This window comes from Paracoccus sp. (in: a-proteobacteria) (assembly GCF_046462195.1).
In the GTDB taxonomy this organism is placed as follows: Bacteria; Pseudomonadota; Alphaproteobacteria; order Rhodobacterales; family Rhodobacteraceae; genus Paracoccus.
Map to the genome: position 1 here is coordinate 16,960 of NZ_JBKGUN010000019.1, position 18,018 is coordinate 34,977.

Genomic DNA, 18,018 nt, shown 5'->3' on the forward strand with positions numbered 1-18,018 from the left:
CCGGACATCGAGAGGCGGAATCGTGACGGGCAGGTCGAGCAGGACAGCCCACTCTGTTGCTGTTCTGATGGGAGGACCCTCGGCTGAACGCGAGGTTTCCTTGTCGTCGGGGCGCGAATGCGCGCAAGCGCTGCGGGTGGCGGGATATGATGTGACCGAGGTCGAACTGGGGGCAGGGCGCGGCGAGGATATCGTGCGCCGCTTGTCGGAAGCGCGGCCCGATGTTGTTTTCAACGCGTTGCATGGCCGCTGGGGCGAAGATGGCTGCGTTCAGGGCCTGCTGGAATGGATGGGGCTGCCTTACACGCACTCGGGCGTGCTGGCCTCGGCGCTGGCGATGGACAAGACCCGTGCCAAGGAGGCTTTTCGTGCTGCCCGCCTGCCGGTAGTCGAGAGCGTCATAGCCGATGCCGACGAGGTGCGACGCCGCCATGTGATTCCGCCCCCTTACGTGGTCAAGCCCAACGACGAGGGGTCCTCGGTCGGCGTCTACATCGTCCATGACGGCGCCAACCAGCCGCCGCAACTGTCCCCTGACATGCCCGCCCGGGTGATGGTGGAAACCTATGCGCCGGGCCGGGAGCTGACGACCACGGTGCTGGGCGACCGCGCGCTTGGAGTGACCGAGATCCTGACCGAGGGCTGGTACGATTATGCCGCAAAATACAGCGTCGGGGGATCGCGCCACGTCATCCCTGCCGACATTCCCACCGAGATCCGCGACGCCTGCCTGGACATGGCCTGCCGTGCCCACAAGGCCCTTGGCTGCACCGGTCTGACGCGGACCGATTTCCGCTGGGACGAGGCGCGGGGCCTGGCAGGGCTCATCATCCTCGAGGTGAACACCCAGCCAGGCATGACGCCCACCTCGCTGGCCCCGGAACAGGCGGCCCATGTCGGCATCGACTTTCCCGCACTGATGACCTGGATGGTGGAGGAGGCCCTGTGCCGGTCGTGATCGATCACCGTCCAGGAAAGCAGGCGATCCCGCAGCCGCGCCAGCGGCGTGACCCGGCGCCGTCCCGCCTGAAGTACCGGCTGGAGCGGATGTGGCTGACGCCCCTTTACCGCCGCATCCTGCGCGTGGGCCTGCCGGCCTTTGCGCTGGTCATGATCGCGGGCTTGTGGCTGTCTGACGAGGATCGGCGGGCGCGGCTGAGCGACAGCGTGGCCTCGGTCGTGACAAAGGTGCAGAGCCGGGAGGAATTCCAGGTCCGCACCATGACGATCGAGGGTGCCTCACCGGTGGTGGAGCGGGCGCTGCGCGCCATGCTGCCGGTCGATCTGCCGGCCTCCAGCTTTGACATCGACCTGCCGGCGCTGCGGTTGCAGGTGATGCAACTGGATGCGGTCGAAACGATCGATCTGCGCATCAAGCCGGGCGGGATCCTGTCCGCCGTCGTGAAGGAGCGCGAGCCTGCGATCCTGTGGCGCCATGCCCGCGGCATCGAGATCCTGGATGCGGGCGGCCATCGCGTCGCCAGCGTCACCTCGCGCGAGGTGCGCCCGGAACTGCCGCTGATCTCGGGCGAGGGGGCGGACCTCCTGACCGGGGAGGCGCTGGCCTTGTTCGATGCGGCAGGGCCGATCCTGCCCCGCGTTCGTGGCCTGGTGCGCCGGGGCGAGCGGCGCTGGGACCTGGTCCTGGACCATGGACAGCGCATCCTGCTGCCCGAGGACGGGGCCGTCATCGCGCTGGAGGCAGCCATCGCGTTGGACCGGGCCGAGGACATGCTGGGCCGCGACATTGCCAATGTGGATCTGCGCAACCCGACGCGTCCGGTCCTGAAGCTGGGGATCGATGCCCGCAACACGATCCGGCTGGCGCGCGGGCTGCCCCTGCTGGGGCCGGACGGCAATGTGCTGCCCGAAGAAACAGAAGGCTGACAAGGGGGAGGACTGGCGAATGGCGGAACTGTATCAAACGCAGCGTGCAATGCGGAACATGCGCCGGGCGGCCCTTCAACGGGGCGTCATCGGCATTCTGGACATCGGCACGTCCAAGATGGCCTGCCTGGTGCTGCGCTTCGACGGCACCGGAACCTTTCGGGAAACGGACGGCGTGGGTCCGATGGCGGGGCAGGTGAACTTTCGTGTCATCGGGGCGGCCTCGACCCGCTCGCGCGGGATGCGGCGGGGCGAGATCGAGACGATGGCGGAAACCGAGCGCGCGATCCGCACTGTCGTCGCTGCCGCGCAAAAGGTCGCAGGCGTCAGGGTCGATCACGTCATCGCCTGCATGTCGGGGGGACGTCCTGCGTCCTATGGCCTGGCCGGCGAGATCACCTTGGCCTCGGGCAAGGTCGGCGATCACGACGTGGCCTCGGTCCTGGCCGCGTGCGAGGCGCCGGATTTCGGGCGCGGGCGCGAGGTTCTGCATGCACAGCCGGTGAACTTTGCGGTGGACAACCGGCCCAGCCTGGCTGATCCGCGCGACCATCTGGGCAACAAGCTGTTCTGCGACATGCATGTGCTGACCGTGGATGGCGACGTGATCGGCAATCTGGTCCAGTGCATCCGCCGCTGCGACCTTGAACTGGCAGGCATCGCCTCGGCTCCTTATGCGTCGGCACGCGCCAGCCTGGTCGAGGATGAACAGGAACTGGGCGGGGCCTGCATCGATTTCGGTGGGGGCGGAACAGGCGTTTCGATCTTCATCAAGAAGCACATGATCTTTTCCGACCACGTGCCCATCGGCGGCAACCTCATCACCCAGGACATTGCGCAAGGGCTGCGCGTCAGCCTGCCCGTGGCCGAACGCCTGAAGACGCTGAACGGCGGAGTGGAGGCGACCGGACGCGATGACCGCGACATGATCGATGTGGGTGGCGAAACCGGCGACTGGGAGGCCGACCGCCGCCAGGTCAGCCGCGCCGACGTCATTGGCGTCATGCGTCCCCGGGTCGAGGAGATCCTAGAAAATGTGCGGGGCGTCCTGGATGCCGCGGGATTCGACTACATGCCCAGCCAGCAGATCGTGCTGACGGGTGGCGGCAGCCAGATCCCCGGTCTGGATGGGCTGGCGGCTCGCATCCTGGGGCCGAACATCCGGTGCGGACGTCCCCTGCGCATCGACGGGCTGGCCCACCAGCTGACCGATCCCAGCTTTTCCAGCGCTGTCGGGCTGGCCCTGTTCGCGGCACATCCCCAGGACGAATGGTGGGATTTCGAGATGCCGGCGGACAGCTATCCGGGGCGCAGTCTGCGGCGCGCCTATCGCTGGTTCAAGAACAATTGGTAGGCTGCCGGGCCATCGTCAATGCGCTGTTGGAGGTGCTTCTGCCGCAGGCAGAAGCGGCGGCAAGATATTGCCAATCGGGACCGGAACCCATGCCATATTTTGAGCGTTTTCCGCCTTTTTCGGGTGACGCAACTTTAAGGAATCGTTAGGATCACCTGCAATTCCGAGGATTCGAGCGGGCAGCCCGTGTCCAAAAAAGCGAAGCAGCGATAACAGGCGGAAACCATGAACCTCAATCTGATGATGAACGACGAAGAAGAGCTGAAGCCGCGCATCACCGTTTTCGGTGTTGGTGGCGCGGGCGGTAATGCGGTCAACAACATGATCCAGAAGCAGCTCGACGGCGTCGAATTCGTTGTGGCGAATACGGACGCACAGGCCCTGCAGCAGAGCCGCGCATCCAGCCGCATCCAGATGGGTCCCAAGGTCACCGAAGGTCTGGGCGCCGGCGCCAAGCCCGTCATCGGCGCCAAGGCCGCCGAAGAAACCATCGAGGATATCGTTGATCACCTGATGGGCGCCCACATGTGCTTCATCACCGCCGGCATGGGCGGCGGCACCGGCACCGGCGCCGCGCCGATCATCGCTCAGGCCGCGCGCGAGATGGGCATCCTGACCGTCGGCGTCGTGACCAAGCCTTTCCAGTTCGAGGGCACCAAGCGGATGCGCCAGGCCGAGGAGGGAGTCGAGGCCCTGCAAAAGGTCGTGGACACGCTGATCATCATTCCCAACCAGAACCTGTTCCGTCTGGCCAACGAAAAGACCACCTTCACCGACGCCTTCGCGCTGGCGGACGACGTCCTGTATCAAGGCGTCAAGGGCGTGACGGACCTGATGGTGCGCCCCGGCCTGATCAACCTGGACTTTGCCGACGTGCGCGCCGTCATGGACGAGATGGGCAAGGCCATGATGGGCACCGGCGAAGCTTCGGGCGATAACCGCGCCCAGGAAGCGGCCGAGCGTGCGATCGCCAACCCGCTGCTGGACGAGATCAGCCTGAATGGCGCCCGCGGCGTGCTGATCAACATCACCGGCGGTTATGACATGACGCTGTTCGAGCTGGACGAAGCCGCAAATGTCATCCGCGACAAGGTCGACAGCGACGCCAACATCATCGTCGGCTCGACCTTGGACCCCGATATGGATGGTTCGATTCGCGTTTCGGTTGTTGCGACCGGTATCGATGCCGCCGCTGCCGTGGCCGAGGTTCCCTCGCCCCGTCGCACCATGGCAGCGCCGCTGACGCAGAACCCCTCGGTTTCCGCCACCCCTGCAGCGCAGGATGAAACTCCGGCAGTTCCTGCCCGTCGCGTTGCACCTTCGGCTGCAGCCCCTCAGGCGCCCCTTGCCCGTGCCGAGGAGGACATGCCGCAGCCGGCCTATCAGCCCCGCGACACCGCGCGTCAGGCAGCCGTGCGCATTGACGACGATGCGTCGGCCTTTGTCGCACCGCGTGCCCCTGCCGGCACGCGTCCTGGTCAGCCGGCCCCTGAGGTGATGGATCGCCTGCGCCGTGCAGTGGACAACCATGGGCAGGGCAACCGCGCCGCCGCTCCGCAGCCGGCTCCGGAACCCACCCGCAGCCAGAACCGCATGAGCGGCCTGGGCCGGATGCTGGAGCGGATGGCAGGCCATGGTTCAGACCAGCCGAGCGGCAACAAGCCCGCCGCATCCTCGATCGCCGAGCGCGTGAATGAGCGTGTGGCCGTGCGCGCGCGCCAGCAGGATACCGATTTCGACGATCTGGCCAGCCCCGATAGCGCCCAGGACAATGTCGAGATCCCTGCGTTCCTGCGCCGCCAAGCCAACTGACAGCGTTCACGAAACAGATACATGAGACCAACACTGGGGCCGCTTCTTGCGGCCCTTTTGTTTTGCAGAAACAAGACCTTCTGCTGCTACATCTGCCGGTTGTGCCTCTTGTCGACGCCAATGTTTCACGCCGTCACAAAACGTTAATTGAATGCTGCCCTGCACGATCATAGCTGATCTAACAGGAAACCGAACGGTTCCACAAATGGCGAATTCGGGGGCAGGCGGTCATGCAGGCGACATTGAAAGACAAGGTGATTTTCACCGGTGTGGGGCTCCACTCGGGTGCTCCGGCTCGTTTGGAGATTCATCCTGCGCATGTCCGACATGGGATCGTCTTTCGGCGAACCGATCTTTCACCAGCCGTGGATATTCCTGCCTTGTGGGATTACGTGACCCCGTCGAAGCTGTGCACGCTGATGGACAACGGCGCGGGCGTGACCCTGTCCACCGTCGAACATGTCATGGCCGCCTTGGCCGGAACTGGGATCCACAACGCCCTGATGACGGTCGATGGACCGGAAGTGCCGATTCTGGATGGCTCTGCCGCGCCCTTCGTTGCCGCAATTCTTGATACCGGCATTGCTCGTCAGGCCGCGCCCTTGCGTGCGATCCGCGTGCTGCGCACGGTCGAGGTGCGCGAGGGCGAAGCATTCGCCCGCCTGTCGCCTGCCGATCATCTGGAGATCGATTTTCAGATCGACTTCGTCGATGCCGCGATCGGGCATCAGGAAAAGCGGCTGGACATGGCCAATGGCGCCTTCCTGCGCGAGTTGGCGGACAGCAGGACCTTCTGCCGCGCCGTTGATGTCGAAGCGATGCGTCGCAACGGCTTGGCCCTTGGCGGAACCTATCTGAACGCGGTCGTTTTCGACGGCGCCGATGTCTTGTCTCCGGGCGGTTTGCGTCATCAGGATGAGGCTGTGCGTCACAAGATGCTGGATGCGACCGGCGACCTGGCACTGGCAGGCGCGCCGTTGCTGGCCCGTTACACCGGGCACCGTGCCGGTCATGCCATGACGAACCGCCTTTTGCGGGCCCTGTTCGCGGATCCGGCCGCCTGGCGGTGGGAGCTGTGCACTCCTGATCTGGAGGATCGCCTGCCCGGCGCGGGTGTGGCCGATTATCCGCGGCCGATGATGGATATGGCCCTGTTTGCCGCCGAATAACGGGACAGTCCGCCCTGTCGTGCCGGGATTGGTGCGACAGGCGGACGCCGTGAAAGCCGCGCGGAAATCAACGGATTGCCATTTTGCTCCCCCTGATGTTCTGTGCTAGGAGGTGCCGGCAGCGCTGCTCGAAGGGGGCCGTCGCAGGTCAGAATGGTAGGACAGGTTTAAGATGGCGGCCTCGAAAATCTCGGCATCGGTATTGGCTGTGGCGCTGTCGGGCATGCTGTTGACGGCCTGCTCGGGCAATCGCGACACGGTTGCCCGCGAGAATCTGGACCAGTTTACCGCCGAGGAGATCTACAAGCGCGGCGAGTTCGAGCTGGAGAACAGCCAGAAGCCCGGTGATGCCGTTTATTACTTCAGCGAGATCGAGCGTCTTTACCCTTATTCCGAATGGGCCAAGCGTGCCCTGATCATGCAGGCCTATGGCAATCACAAGGCCCGCAACTATGAAGAAGCGCGAGGCGCGGCGCAGCGCTTTCTGGATACCTATCCGGGGGACGAGGATGCGGCCTATGCGCAGTATCTTCTGGCCTTGTCCTATTACGACCAGATCGATGATGTGGGCCGCGATCAGGGTCTGACTTTTCAGGCGCTGCAGGGGCTCCGCACGGTGATCGAACAATATCCCGACAGCGAATATGCCCGCAGCGCGATCCTCAAGTTCGATCTGGCCTTTGACCATCTGGCCGCCAAGGAAATGGAAATCGGGCGTTACTACCTCAAGCGCGGGTATTATGCGGCGTCGGTGAACCGTTTCCGCGTCGTGGTCGAGGAATTCCAGACCACCACCCAGACCCCCGAAGCGCTGCTGCGTCTGGTCGAGGCCTATCTGGCGCTTGGACTGCTGGACGAGGCGCAGACCGCAGGGGCGATCCTGGGGCACAACTTCCAGTCCTCGCCCTTCTACGAGGATGCGTTCCGCCAGCTTCGCGGTCGCGGTCTGTCCGCCGAAGTTCGGGGCGACAGCTGGCTGACCAATGTTTATCGCCAGACCATTCAGGGGCGCTGGCTGTAAGGGAGATATGATGCGCTCCGGCGCATCCTGCGGCCAATGCTGAGAACCCTCGACATCCGAGACATATTGCTGATCGACCGACTGGAGCTTGACTTCGGTCCGGGGCTGAATGTGCTGACTGGTGAAACCGGGGCGGGCAAATCGATCCTGCTGGACTGCCTGGGCTTTGTCCTGGGCTGGCGCAGCCGTGCGGAGCTGGTGCGGCAAGGCGCAGCGCAGGGCGAGGTCCAGGCGATCTTCGACCTGCCGTCGGCGCATCCGGCCCGCGCTGTCCTGAGCGAGGCGGGCATCAGCATTGACGATGACGAACTGATCCTGCGTCGGGTGAACAGTCTGGACGGCCGCAAGACAGGCTGGGTCAATGACCGTCGCGTGTCGGGCGAAGTCTTGCGGCAGCTGTCGGAAACGCTGGTCGAACTGCACGGCCAGCATGACGACCGGGGCCTGCTGAATCCGCGCGGTCATCGCGCGCTTCTTGATGCGTTCGCAGTGCTGGACCTCACGCCGGTCCGTGCCGCCTGGTCAGCGCGGCGCGAGGCTGCACGTGCCTTGGCCGAGGCTGAGGCATCACTGGAAGCGGCGCGTCAGGAAGAGGAGTTTCTGCGCCACGCGGTCGAGGAACTGGACAAGCTGGCGCCCGCGCCTGGCGAAGAACAGCAACTGGATATTGCGCGGCGCAGCATGCAAGGCGCTGAACGCATCCGCGACGATGTCGCGCGCGCTCTGCAGATGCTGGGAGGTGACGGGGCCGAAAGCGCAATGGTGGATGCCGCCCGCTGGCTGGAGGGAGCGTCCGATCGCGCCGAGGGCCGGCTGGACGAACCGTTGGCAGCCTTATCTCGCGCGCTGATCGAACTGGGGGACGCCACCCGCGGGATCGAGGACACGCTTCGCGCGCTGGACTTTGATCCATCGGCACTGGAGGCCACGGAGGAACGGCTGTTTGCCCTTCGGGCTCTGGCGCGCAAGCATGGCGTTCTGGCCGATGACCTGGCCGGGCTCGCGGACGACCTGCGCGAACGGCTGGGGCGGATCGATGCGGGGGAGGCGCGGATCGGTGCGCTGCGGAGTGCGGCGCGTGATGCCGAGGCCGCCTACGACACCGCTGCCGCTGCGCTGACGGAGGACCGGACAAAGGCCGCGCTGCGGCTGGACCAAGCCGTAATGGCCGAACTGAAGCCCCTGAAGATGGAACGTGCGGTCTTTGAAACCCGGATTTCGGTCTCCGATCCCGGACCTGAAGGGCGCGACCTTGTGGCTTTCACAGTCGCCACCAACCCGGGCGCACCTTCGGGCCCGCTGGACAAGATCGCATCCGGAGGCGAGCTGTCGCGGTTTCTGCTGGCGCTCAAGGTGTGTCTGGCACAGGGCAATGATGCATTGGTCATGATCTTTGACGAGATCGATCGCGGCGTCGGGGGTGCCACGGCCGATGCGGTGGGTCGTCGCCTGAAGGTTCTGGCCGAAGGAGCGCAAGTTCTCGTCATCACCCACTCGCCTCAGGTTGCAGCCTTGGGGGCCGTGCATTTCCGGGTGGCAAAATCGGTGACGGACGGCATGACCACGTCAACGGTAACGGCGCTCTCGTTACCGCAGCGTGTGCAGGAAATTGCGCGAATGCTGGCAGGGGATCGGGTGACCGACGCCGCAACCGAGGCTGCACGCGCCCTTCTGGACGGTTAATCCAGAACGCGGGGCGCGGCCCAGAGAATCGAAAGAACCTGCGCCGTGTCGGCCTCGATCCGGACGATGCGGCCATCCAGAATGGCATACCGGTCCCCTTCGGGTGCCTTGCTGAGGCCATAGCGCCCGGGGCGGGTGATGAGGTGCAGATCCGCTGCCTTGGCAACGTCTCCCACGTCGAAACCGATGGTGGGCAACGGCTGGCAATCCGGTATGCTGTGACAGGACCAGGAAACGTGAGCTTCCGGCTGTTGATCAGGTTCGGCGGTCAGGGCCGCAACGCTCAGCGCCAGCCCTGCCACCGCGGCGGCGAAGGGGTGCAGCGGCGTCATCGAATTCCTCATGTGCAGGTAAAAACCAACCCCGCCTAAGCATCAGGGTTCCATGCTTCGTAGAGGTCTTTGCCGGGATGTGCAGGCGCGCAACAGGAGCAGTCACTGCGCCGGACGTGGTACCGGACGTGGCAGGGGGCGCAGCACCGACAGGATCTTGCCGCTGTTTGCATCGATCCGCACCAGATGACCAGCGGTGATGGCATAAACACTGCCGGGCAGATGCGGTCCCAATCCATAGGATCCAAGGTTCCTGATGGGCTGAACATCCTGAGGAGAAACGATTTCTCCCACAACGGGTCGGGTGGCGACGGTTTCGGCAAGGGCCGGAGTCCAGCCATGGTCGCGCAAGGCAATGATCGTGATCAGCGCCAGAACGGCAATGATCACCAGCACGGCGACACCCTTGCCCCGATTGAACATGCCGCCGCCCCATCCTGGTTCTGCTGCCGCGCATTCAACCATGGGAAAGGTTAACAGTTCCCCATGCTGCGGGCGAAGTGAACGAAATAGTTTACCCGTTCAGGGCCGAAAACCGGGGCAACATGGCGGAAAAATCACGACCCCGTCCTCCCTCATGCTCCACGAATTCCTCGTAAAGGTTGCGGGCAAGAGCACCCATGGGGGTTGTCGCCCCTGCCGATTCGGCGGCCTGTCGCGCAAGGTTCAGGTCCTTGAGCATCAGTTCCGAAGCGAACCCCGGAACATAATCGTTATCGGCCGGAGTTTTGGGTCCAACCCCCGGGGCCGGGCAATAGGCGTTCATGCTCCAGCTATAGCCAGAGCTGGTGGAGACGACATCGAACATCTTTTGCCGGTCGAGGCCCAGCTTGTCGGCCAAGGCAAAAGCCTCGCAAGTGGCGATCATCGTCACGCCAAGGATCATGTTGTTGCAGATCTTGGCCGCCTGACCCGCGCCGCTGTCGCCGCAATGCACGGCCTTTTGCCCCATGACGGCGAACAGGGGGGCCACGGTTGCGAAATCCTCGGCGCTGCCGCCCACCATGAAGGTCAGCGTGCCTGCCTGGGCGCCACCAATCCCGCCCGACACGGGCGCGTCCAGCGCGCCCAGTGCGGCGGCCCGTGCATCTCCGGCAACAGCGCGTGCGCTGTCCACATCGACGGTCGAGCAATCGCACAACACGGCGCCGGACTGCATCGCTGGGATCACCTCTGCCGCGACGCCGCGCAGGATCTGTCCGTTCGGCAGCATCGTGATGACCACGTCGGCGTCCCGTGCCGCCTCGGCGGCACTGGCGGCAAGGGCAAGGCCGGAAGGTCCGGCAGTCGCGGTGTCGAAGCCGGTCACCTCGTGTCCCGCCTTGATCAGGTTGGAAGCCATGGGTGAGCCCATGTTGCCCAAGCCGATGAAACCGATCTTCATTGCGCAATCTCCCATGTCAGTTCGTCCTGTTCCAGCGGCGCAAGCATTGCCTGCACGGACTCGGCCGAGGCATCGGCGCGCCAGTGCGGGTTGCGGTCCTTGTCGATGATCTGCGCCCGGACGCCTTCCAGGAAATCGCTGGATTCGGTCGCGCGGGCGGTAAAGCGAAACTCGCGACTCAGCGCTTCCTGCATCCGTCGGTCCCCACGCGCGGCCCGCACCAGCACCAGCGAGGCTGCCATCGACAGCGGCGAGTTCCGGGACAGGATGTCCAGCGTTTCGGCATACTCGGCCTGCCGAAGGGTGTCGATGATATCGGACAGGTGGCGGCCGCCAAAGGCGGAAAGATCACGGCTTTCAAGGGAGGCATTTGGCGCCGCCCTCCCTGCGACCAGGCTGTGGTCGCCGCTTTCCTCCAGCCGGGTAATCAGCACGGGCCACTCCGCCTCGGGAATATAGGTATCCGCAAAGCCTGCGTGCAGGGCATCGCCCGGACCCATGCGCGCACCCGTCAGCGCCAGATATTCTCCGATCCGTCCCGGCGCATGTGCCAGAAGCCAGCTGCCGCCCACGTCTGGAATCAGTCCGATGCCGGATTCGGGCATGGCAATGCGGGTCGTGTCACCCACGATCCGGTGGCTGGCATGACCGCCGACGCCAACGCCTCCGCCCATGACAAAACCCTGCATGAAGGCCGCAATGGGCTTGGGATAATCGGCGATGGCCGCGTTCATCCGATATTCGTCGCGGAAAAACGCGCGCCCCAGCTGATGATCCCCGGCACGTCCGGCGTGATAAACGGCCGCAATATCGCCGCCGGCACAAAAGGCGCGATCGCCCTCGGCGTCGATGATGACCAGCGCGACATCCGGATCATGCCGCCAATCGTCCAGCGCCTTGTGGATCGCCAGCGCCATCGGGTGGCTCAGCGCGTTCAATGCCTTGGGCCGGGTGAAGGTGATGCGGCCCGAGCGGCCGGTCTTGCGGATGTTCAGGTCGTCCAATCTTACCTCCGTTCCGCCAGCATTGCCCGGCTGATGATCATGCGCATGATCTCGTTCGTTCCTTCCAGGATCTGGTGGACGCGCAGGTCGCGCACGATCTTCTCGATCCCGTAATCGGCCAGATATCCGTATCCACCATGCAGCTGCAGGCACTGGTTGGCCACCTCGAAGGCGCGGTCCGTGACATGCAGCTTGGCCATGGCGCAGAACCTGGAGGCATCGGGCGCCTTTTGGTCCAGCTTCCACGCGGCCTGACGCAGGAAGATGCGGCTGGATTGCAAAGCGGTTTCCATCTCGGCCAAGCGAAACTGCAGGGCCTGGAAATGATCCAGCGGCTGGCCAAAGGCGCGCCGTTCACCCATATACATCAGTGTTGCATCCAGCGCCGCCTGTGCGCCCCCCAAGGCTGCCGCCGCGATGTTCAGCCGGCCCCCGTCCAATCCCGCCATGGCATAGATAAAGCCGCGACCTTCCTCGCCCAGCAGGTTCCCGCCCGGGACCACACAATCGTCGAACTGCACCTGCGCGGTGGGCTGGGCGCGCCAGCCCATCTTGTCCTCCAGCCCGCCGAACGACAGGCCGGGCGTGCCATTCTCGACGACGACCGTGCTGATGCCCTTGGGGCCGTCGCCGCCGGTACGCACCATGGTGATATACGCGTCTGAATATCCGCCGCCCGAGATAAAGGCCTTGGTGCCGTTCAGCCGCCAGCCCCCGTTGCTCCGCTCGGCCCGCGTGCGCAGGGCAGCCGCGTCCGAACCACTGCCGGGTTCGGTCAGGCAATAACTGAAGATCCGCTCCATCCGGCAGAGCGAGGGCAGCCAGCGTTCCTTGGCTTCGGCCCCGCCGAAGCGGTCGATCATGCCACCGCACATGTTGTGGATCGACAGAAAGGAGGCGACCGAGGGGCAGGCCATCGACAATGCTTCGAAGATCAGCGTGCCGTCCAGACGGGACAGGCCGCTGCCGCCATGCTCTTCGGACACGAAGATGCCACCAAGGCCCAGTTCCGCCACGGCGGGCCACAGGTCGCGGGGGATCGTGCCATCAGCCTCCCACTGTCGCGCATGGGGCGCGATCCGCGCTTGGCCAAAGTCGTGCGCCATCTCGAAAATGGCGTCCTGTTCCTCGGTCAGTGCAAAATCCATGCGGCATCCCTCCCCGGATCGGCGTGAATTGAACAAGGGTTTAATTGACGCTTGTTGCCACAATGTTGCAAGGGGTCAGAGGTCGCGTTTGAATTCGGAAATCAGGTGGTTGACGACGCTGCGCTGCGCTTCGTCGCGACTGGCCCCCGCATGACGGGTGCGCTGGAAGACGGCGCGCTGGCTTTCGGCAGCCGTGCCCTGCGCGACCATCTCGCGCAGGCGGGCAACGGCGGGCTGACTGTTCAGCGCGTCGGCATCCTCGGCGATCAGGGCCAACCAATCCTCGGCCACCTGTCCAAAGGGAATGATCGCCCCGGCGCCGAAATCGATCTGACCTTCGGTGGTGCCGTAGCGGGCGGCGCGCCACCGGTTCTCGTTCAGCAGGAAGGGCTCGTACTGGCGCCAGCGCTGGTTCTTGCGCGACAAGCGCCACAACATGCGCAAGGTGGCCTGGATCAGCGCGGCCAAGGTCAGGGAGTCCTCGATCCGGGGGCAGGCGTCGCAGATGCGGGTCTCCAGCGTGGGGAACTTGCAGCTTGGACGCAGGTCCCACCAGATCTTGCTGCTGTCCTCGATGATGCCAAGCTGGGTCAGGGCATCGACCGAACGTTCGAATTCGGGCCAACTGCCAAAGGCCGGCGGCAGGCCGGTGCGGGGCATGTCACCGAAGACGGTCGTGCGATAGGAGGCAAGGCCCGTATCCTCGCCCATCCAGAAAGGGCTGGAGGCCGACAACGCCAGCAGATGCGGCAGGAAATAGGACATCTGGTTCATCAGGTCGATCCGCTGCGCCGCGTCGGGAATGCCAACGTGGACATGCATCCCGCAGATCAGCATTCGACGCGCCACGCCGCCCATGTCGCGCGACAACTGGTTGTAGCGGTCCTTGTCGGTGTGATCCTGGCGGCGCCAGTCGCCAAAAGGGTGGCACGAGGCCGAGATGGGGGCCAGCCCATGATCGGCGGCATGCCGGGCAACGGTGGCCCGCAGCTTGCGCAAATGGTCGCGCGCCTGACGGATGTCGCCGGCCACGGGCGTGCCGATCTCGATCTGGCAGCGCAGGAACTCGGGGCTGACCTGATCGCCCAGATCCGCCTTGCAGGATGCCATCAGCGCTTCGGGCGCGGGAGCAAGGTCGCCGGTTTCGGCATCAACCAGCAGGTATTCTTCCTCGATGCCAAGCGTAAAGTCCGGTTCGGTCGTCATGATGGTCCCATCGTTCGGGCCGTGAACGGGGGCGCCGGAGGCAGGGCCGTGGAAGCCGGACCAGGCCCGGCTTCCACGGCGTCTTTCCTCCGGGCAGGGATCAGTCCATTGCCCGGAAGTTGAACTCTCCGCCTTCCTTGATGCCCGAAGGCCAGCGCGCGGTCACGGTCTTGGTGCGCGTGTAGAAGCGGAACGCGTCCGGTCCGTGCTGGTTCAGGTCGCCAAAGCCGGATTTCTTCCAGCCGCCAAAGGTGTGATAGGCCAAGGGCACCGGGATCGGCACGTTGATGCCGACCATGCCGATGTTGATGCGGCTGGCAAAGTCGCGGGCCGTGTCGCCGTCGCGGGTATAGATCGCCGTGCCGTTGCCGTATTCATGGTCCATGGCAAGGCCGATCGCTTCTTCATAGCTGGCGGCGCGGACGGTGGTCAGGACGGGCCCGAAGATCTCGGTCTTGTAGATGTCCATGTCGGGCGTCACGCGGTCGAACAGGTGCGGGCCGACAAAGAAGCCGTTCTCATAGCCCTGCAGGTTGAAGTCGCGGCCGTCGACGACCAGTTCGGCGCCTTGGTCGACACCCGACTGCACCAGGCGCAGGATGTTCTCCTTGGCCGCCTTGGTGACAACGGGACCATAGTCGATGTCGTTGCCGGCGGTCCAGGGACCGACCTTCAGCTTTTCGATCCGCGGAACCAGCTTTTCGATCAGCGCATCGGCGGTCTTCTCGCCCACGGGCACCGCGACCGAGATGGCCATGCAGCGTTCGCCGGCCGCACCATAGCCTGCGCCGACCAGCGCATCGGCGGCCTGGTCCAGATCGGCGTCCGGCATGATGATCATGTGGTTCTTGGCGCCGCCGAAGCACTGCGCGCGCTTGCCGTTCTGGGCGGCGCGCTCATAGATGTACTGCGCGATCGGGGTGGACCCGACAAAACCCACGGCCTGGATGGTCGGGTTGTCGAGGATCGCGTCCACGCTGTCCTTGTCGCCGTTCACCACCTGCAGCACGCCGTCCGGCAGGCCGGCCTCCTGCAACAACTGCGCCAGCATCAGCGGCACCGAGGGATCGCGCTCGGACGGTTTCAGGATCATGGCGTTTCCGGCGGCCAAGGCAGGCCCCATCTTCCACAGCGGAATCATGGCCGGAAAGTTGAAGGGCGTGATGCCCGCCACGACGCCAAGCGGTTGGCGCATGGAATACATGTCGATGCCGGGACCCGCGCTGTCGGTGAACTCGCCCTTCAGCAGATGCGGTGCACCGATGCAGAACTCGATGACCTCGAGGCCGCGCTGGACGTCGCCCTTGGCGTCGGCAAAGGTCTTGCCATGTTCGGAGGACAGGGCCTCGGCCAGCTTGTCCATGTCGCGGTTGATCAGTCCGACAAAGGCCATCATCACGCGGGCGCGGCGCTGCGGATTGGTGGCGCCCCATTTGACCTGAGCTTCGGTGGCACGCTCGACTGCGTGGTCCAGCTCGGCCTTGCTGGCCAGCGACAGGCGGGCCTGAACCTCCCCGGTGGCAGGGTTGAAGACATCGGAAAAGCGGCCCGACGTGCCTTTGTATTCCTTGCCGTCGATCCAGTGGTGAATCTCTTTCATGGCGTCCTCCTCAGGTTCCGTTGGCGCAGGTTAGCCTTGCGGATTTGCTGGATAAAGGGGCAGATTGGCAAAAGGGTTTTGCAAAATTGCAAGGGCAGGCGATGGATTGGGATGATCTGCGCATCTTTCTGGCAGTGGCACGGACCGAGAGCCTGTCGGGGGCGGGACGCCGGCTGGCGCTGGATGCCTCGACCGTGGGACGGCGGATCGTGCGATTGGAGGCGGCGATCGGGGCCGCGCTGTTCCTGAAAACACCGCAAGGCTATCAACTGACGGCCGAGGGCACGCGGCTGATGGCACCGGCCGAGGCGGCCGAGCAGGCAGTGGCCGCGGCGGCCGAGGGGGTACGGTCCGATGCCGGCCTCACGGGGCAATTGCGCATCGGCGCCCCGGATGGTTGCGCGAATTACCTGTTGCCGCAGGTGGCCCGCGACCTTTGCGAGGCGCATCCGGGCTTGGAGGTCCAGATCGTCGCCCTGCCGCGCGTCGTGAACCTGACCCGGCGTGAGGCCGACATGGCCATCGCCGTGTCGCCCCCGGACACGGGACGGCTGGTCGTCCAGCGCCTGACCGACTATCACCTGCATCTGGCCGGTCACGAAGATTATCTGGTTCAACATCCGCCCCTGAAGGATCTGGAAGATCTGAAGGGGCACCGGATGATCAGCTATATACCCGACATGATCTTTGACCGTGAACTGGACTATCTGTCGGCGACAGGGGTCGAGGTGGCTCAGATCAGCTCGAACTCGGTGGCCGTGCAGATGCAGGCGGTTCGTGCGGGGGCAGGGTTGGGGATCGTGCATGATTTCGCCATTCCCTTTGCGCCCGGTGTTCGGCCGGTGCTGACAGAACGCGTCGCCCTGCGGCGCAGCTTCTGGCTGATCCGGCATGCCGACGACCGTGCGTCGCGCCGCCTGACCCTGTTGGCCGAGGTTTTGGCCCAAGGCATTCGTGCCGAGGTCGCGCGATTGGAAGGCAGCTTTTCAAATGGTCTGACTTGACGCGGGCCGATTCGGCGAAAATGATGACCAGATAAAAAGGCGGAAGGGGATACGCGATGCTGGTCAAACAGTTGCTGTCGATGAAATCCGATGCGGCCAAGCCGTGGATCGAGGCCGGATCGATCGTGACCATCCTGCCCGAGGCCACATTGGGCGAGGCTGCGACATTGCTGGCGGAAAAGCGGATCGGCGCTGTCGTCGTTTCGGCCAACGGGCGGACGCCAGACGGTATCCTGTCGGAACGTGACATTGTCCGCCAGCTTGGGCGTCACGGGACCGATATCCTGTCCCAACCCATCAACGAGGTGATGACGCGCGCCGTGCAGACCTGCACCACGGGCGAGGACGCACTGACCATCCTCGAGCGCATGACCGAAGGGCGCTTCCGCCACATGCCTGTGGTGGACGAGAAGGGCGAGATGCTGGGCGTCATCTCGATCGGTGATGCGGTCAGCGGGCGCCTCAAGGAGCTTGCGGCCGAGAAAGAGGCGCTGACAGGGATGATCATGGGCGCGTGAGGCCGCGCGGACGCTGATCACATTCTTGCAATCCGGGGACAAATGGGCTTTGCCTAGGGTGGCAAGACCCTGACCAAGGACGCAAGCTTCATGCGCATCGGCCTTTATCCCGGCACATTCGACCCCATCACCCTGGGTCATATCGACATCATCCAGCGTGCCATGGCGCTGGTCGACCGGCTGGTGATCGGCGTCGCGATCAACCGCGACAAGAGCCCGCTGTTCGATCTGGAGGAGCGTGTGGCCATGGTACAGGCCGAATGTGACGCCATCACCCTACGCACCGGCGGCGAGATCCTGGTTCATCCGTTCGAGAACCTGCTGATCGACTGCGCCCGCGACGTGGGGGCTACGATCATCGTGCGCGGGCTGCGGGCGGTTGCCGATTTTGAATACGAGTTCCAGATGGTCGGCATGAACCGCGCCTTGGACAGCGATATCGAGACGGTCTTCATGATGGCGGATGCGCGTCGTCAGGCCATCGCCTCGAAGCTCGTCAAGGAAATCGCGCGACTTGGCGGGGATGTGTCCAAGTTCGTCACGCCACCAGTGTGCGACGCCCTCCTTCGCCGCTACGGCTGAGGCGCCAGCCGCGCACAGGGTGGTCGCCGCTTTCATTATAAACAAAGAGGGCTAACGTCGGGCAAGGGGATGCGCTGGATGATGGTGCCAGTGCTTGGAGATCCAAGGGGATGCAAGTCAGACCATGAACCAGTTGGTTACGCTGATCTGACAGGAGGATTGTTTCATCAGATCAGCCTGAGCCTTTAAGGGGCAGCGCCAGACTGAACGAGCCGGTTGCAGTGCCGGACGGTCCATGATTCCTGCTCAACCACATATGGCATGCATTTCAACGGACAAATGCGCCAAGGCAAAACTGGAAGCCGAGATGCCTC

17 protein-coding genes are annotated in these 18,018 nt (G+C 64.4%); 10 read left to right on the forward strand and 7 right to left on the reverse strand.

Going from position 1 to position 18,018, the window contains the following annotated elements:
- Window positions 1-22: 22 nt before the first annotated feature.
- From ACLHHB_RS01330 to recN, 7 genes are all read left to right on the forward strand, one after another.
- A complete protein-coding gene (locus tag ACLHHB_RS01330) occupies window positions 23-958 on the forward strand; it encodes a D-alanine--D-alanine ligase (RefSeq protein WP_410216478.1) in 936 nt (311 codons plus the stop codon).
- Window positions 946-1,887: a cell division protein FtsQ/DivIB gene (locus ACLHHB_RS01335; protein ID WP_410216479.1), complete on the forward strand. Its 942-nt coding sequence runs from the start codon at window positions 946-948 to the stop codon at window positions 1,885-1,887. The genes ACLHHB_RS01330 and ACLHHB_RS01335 overlap by 13 nt, the downstream gene beginning before the upstream one ends.
- 19 nt (window positions 1,888-1,906) lie before the next feature.
- Window positions 1,907-3,241: a cell division protein FtsA gene (ftsA, locus tag ACLHHB_RS01340; RefSeq protein WP_410216480.1), complete on the forward strand. Its 1,335-nt coding sequence runs from the start codon at window positions 1,907-1,909 to the stop codon at window positions 3,239-3,241.
- Between the two features lie 225 nt (window positions 3,242-3,466).
- Window positions 3,467-5,053: a cell division protein FtsZ gene (gene ftsZ, locus ACLHHB_RS01345; protein WP_410216481.1), complete on the forward strand. Its 1,587-nt coding sequence runs from the start codon at window positions 3,467-3,469 to the stop codon at window positions 5,051-5,053.
- Between the two features lie 230 nt (window positions 5,054-5,283).
- Window positions 5,284-6,222 carry a UDP-3-O-acyl-N-acetylglucosamine deacetylase gene (lpxC, locus tag ACLHHB_RS01350; protein WP_410216482.1) on the forward strand — a complete coding sequence of 313 codons (939 nt, stop codon included), beginning with the start codon at window positions 5,284-5,286 and terminating at the stop codon, window positions 6,220-6,222.
- Between the two features lie 172 nt (window positions 6,223-6,394).
- Window positions 6,395-7,243 (forward strand): outer membrane protein assembly factor BamD, encoded by an 849-nt coding sequence (locus tag ACLHHB_RS01355; protein WP_410216483.1) that lies wholly within the window; start codon window positions 6,395-6,397, stop codon window positions 7,241-7,243.
- 36 nt (window positions 7,244-7,279) lie between these two features.
- Window positions 7,280-8,926, forward strand: coding sequence for a DNA repair protein RecN (gene recN, locus ACLHHB_RS01360; RefSeq protein ID WP_410216484.1), 1,647 nt, complete (start codon window positions 7,280-7,282; stop codon window positions 8,924-8,926).
- On the opposite strand, the gene ACLHHB_RS01365 is transcribed toward recN, so the two are convergent.
- The 7 genes from ACLHHB_RS01365 to ACLHHB_RS01395 form a co-directional block, all read right to left on the reverse strand.
- Complete coding sequence (locus tag ACLHHB_RS01365) at window positions 8,923-9,258, reverse strand: hypothetical protein (protein WP_410216485.1); 336 nt, start codon at window positions 9,256-9,258, stop codon at window positions 8,923-8,925. The genes recN and ACLHHB_RS01365 overlap by 4 nt on opposite strands.
- A gap of 102 nt (window positions 9,259-9,360) precedes the next feature.
- Window positions 9,361-9,681: a hypothetical protein gene (locus ACLHHB_RS01370; protein ID WP_410216486.1), complete on the reverse strand. Its 321-nt coding sequence runs from the start codon at window positions 9,679-9,681 to the stop codon at window positions 9,361-9,363.
- Window positions 9,682-9,772: 91 nt separating this feature from the next.
- Window positions 9,773-10,642 carry a 3-hydroxyisobutyrate dehydrogenase gene (gene mmsB, locus ACLHHB_RS01375; RefSeq protein ID WP_410216495.1) on the reverse strand — a complete coding sequence of 290 codons (870 nt, stop codon included), beginning with the start codon at window positions 10,640-10,642 and terminating at the stop codon, window positions 9,773-9,775.
- Window positions 10,639-11,646 (reverse strand): enoyl-CoA hydratase/isomerase family protein, encoded by a 1,008-nt coding sequence (locus tag ACLHHB_RS01380; RefSeq protein WP_410216487.1) that lies wholly within the window; start codon window positions 11,644-11,646, stop codon window positions 10,639-10,641. The genes mmsB and ACLHHB_RS01380 overlap by 4 nt, the downstream gene beginning before the upstream one ends.
- Before the next feature lie 2 nt (window positions 11,647-11,648).
- Entirely contained in the window at window positions 11,649-12,794 is a 1,146-nt protein-coding gene (locus ACLHHB_RS01385) for an acyl-CoA dehydrogenase family protein (RefSeq protein WP_410216488.1), read from the reverse strand.
- A 75-nt stretch (window positions 12,795-12,869) separates the two neighbouring features.
- On the reverse strand, window positions 12,870-14,000 hold the full coding sequence (locus ACLHHB_RS01390; protein WP_410216489.1) for a carboxylate-amine ligase: 1,131 nt from the start codon (window positions 13,998-14,000) through the stop codon (window positions 12,870-12,872).
- Window positions 14,001-14,100: 100 nt separating this feature from the next.
- On the reverse strand, window positions 14,101-15,600 hold the full coding sequence (locus tag ACLHHB_RS01395) for a CoA-acylating methylmalonate-semialdehyde dehydrogenase (RefSeq protein WP_410216490.1): 1,500 nt from the start codon (window positions 15,598-15,600) through the stop codon (window positions 14,101-14,103).
- Window positions 15,601-15,701: 101 nt separating this feature from the next.
- Between ACLHHB_RS01395 and ACLHHB_RS01400 the strand changes: the two genes are divergently transcribed.
- The 3 genes from ACLHHB_RS01400 (at window position 15,702) to coaD (ending at window position 17,704) form a co-directional block, all read left to right on the forward strand.
- A complete protein-coding gene (locus ACLHHB_RS01400) occupies window positions 15,702-16,604 on the forward strand; it encodes a LysR family transcriptional regulator (RefSeq protein ID WP_410216491.1) in 903 nt (300 codons plus the stop codon).
- A 56-nt stretch (window positions 16,605-16,660) separates the two neighbouring features.
- Complete coding sequence (locus tag ACLHHB_RS01405; protein WP_410216492.1) at window positions 16,661-17,122, forward strand: CBS domain-containing protein; 462 nt, start codon at window positions 16,661-16,663, stop codon at window positions 17,120-17,122.
- A gap of 90 nt (window positions 17,123-17,212) precedes the next feature.
- Window positions 17,213-17,704: a pantetheine-phosphate adenylyltransferase gene (coaD, locus tag ACLHHB_RS01410; RefSeq protein ID WP_410216493.1), complete on the forward strand. Its 492-nt coding sequence runs from the start codon at window positions 17,213-17,215 to the stop codon at window positions 17,702-17,704.
- The last annotated feature ends 314 nt before the right edge of the window (window positions 17,705-18,018 follow it).

Excerpts from the sequence above, each read along its gene's own strand:
- ACLHHB_RS01390 (WP_410216489.1), bottom strand. The coding sequence starts at position 14,000 with ATGACGACCGAACCGGACTTTACGCTTGGCATCGAGGAAGAATACCTG.
- lpxC (WP_410216482.1), top strand. The coding sequence starts at position 5,284 with ATGCAGGCGACATTGAAAGACAAGGTGATTTTCACCGGTGTGGGGCTC.
- ACLHHB_RS01365 (WP_410216485.1), bottom strand. The coding sequence starts at position 9,258 with ATGACGCCGCTGCACCCCTTCGCCGCCGCGGTGGCAGGGCTGGCGCTG.
- recN (WP_410216484.1), top strand. The coding sequence starts at position 7,280 with ATGCTGAGAACCCTCGACATCCGAGACATATTGCTGATCGACCGACTG.
- ACLHHB_RS01395 (WP_410216490.1), bottom strand. The coding sequence starts at position 15,600 with ATGAAAGAGATTCACCACTGGATCGACGGCAAGGAATACAAAGGCACG.
- ACLHHB_RS01355 (WP_410216483.1), top strand. The coding sequence starts at position 6,395 with ATGGCGGCCTCGAAAATCTCGGCATCGGTATTGGCTGTGGCGCTGTCG.
- coaD (WP_410216493.1), top strand. The coding sequence starts at position 17,213 with ATGCGCATCGGCCTTTATCCCGGCACATTCGACCCCATCACCCTGGGT.
- ACLHHB_RS01385 (WP_410216488.1), bottom strand. The coding sequence starts at position 12,794 with ATGGATTTTGCACTGACCGAGGAACAGGACGCCATTTTCGAGATGGCG.
- ACLHHB_RS01405 (WP_410216492.1), top strand. The coding sequence starts at position 16,661 with ATGCTGGTCAAACAGTTGCTGTCGATGAAATCCGATGCGGCCAAGCCG.
- mmsB (WP_410216495.1), bottom strand. The coding sequence starts at position 10,642 with ATGAAGATCGGTTTCATCGGCTTGGGCAACATGGGCTCACCCATGGCT.
- ACLHHB_RS01370 (WP_410216486.1), bottom strand. The coding sequence starts at position 9,681 with ATGTTCAATCGGGGCAAGGGTGTCGCCGTGCTGGTGATCATTGCCGTT.
- ftsA (WP_410216480.1), top strand. The coding sequence starts at position 1,907 with ATGGCGGAACTGTATCAAACGCAGCGTGCAATGCGGAACATGCGCCGG.
- ftsZ (WP_410216481.1), top strand. The coding sequence starts at position 3,467 with ATGAACCTCAATCTGATGATGAACGACGAAGAAGAGCTGAAGCCGCGC.
- ACLHHB_RS01400 (WP_410216491.1), top strand. The coding sequence starts at position 15,702 with ATGGATTGGGATGATCTGCGCATCTTTCTGGCAGTGGCACGGACCGAG.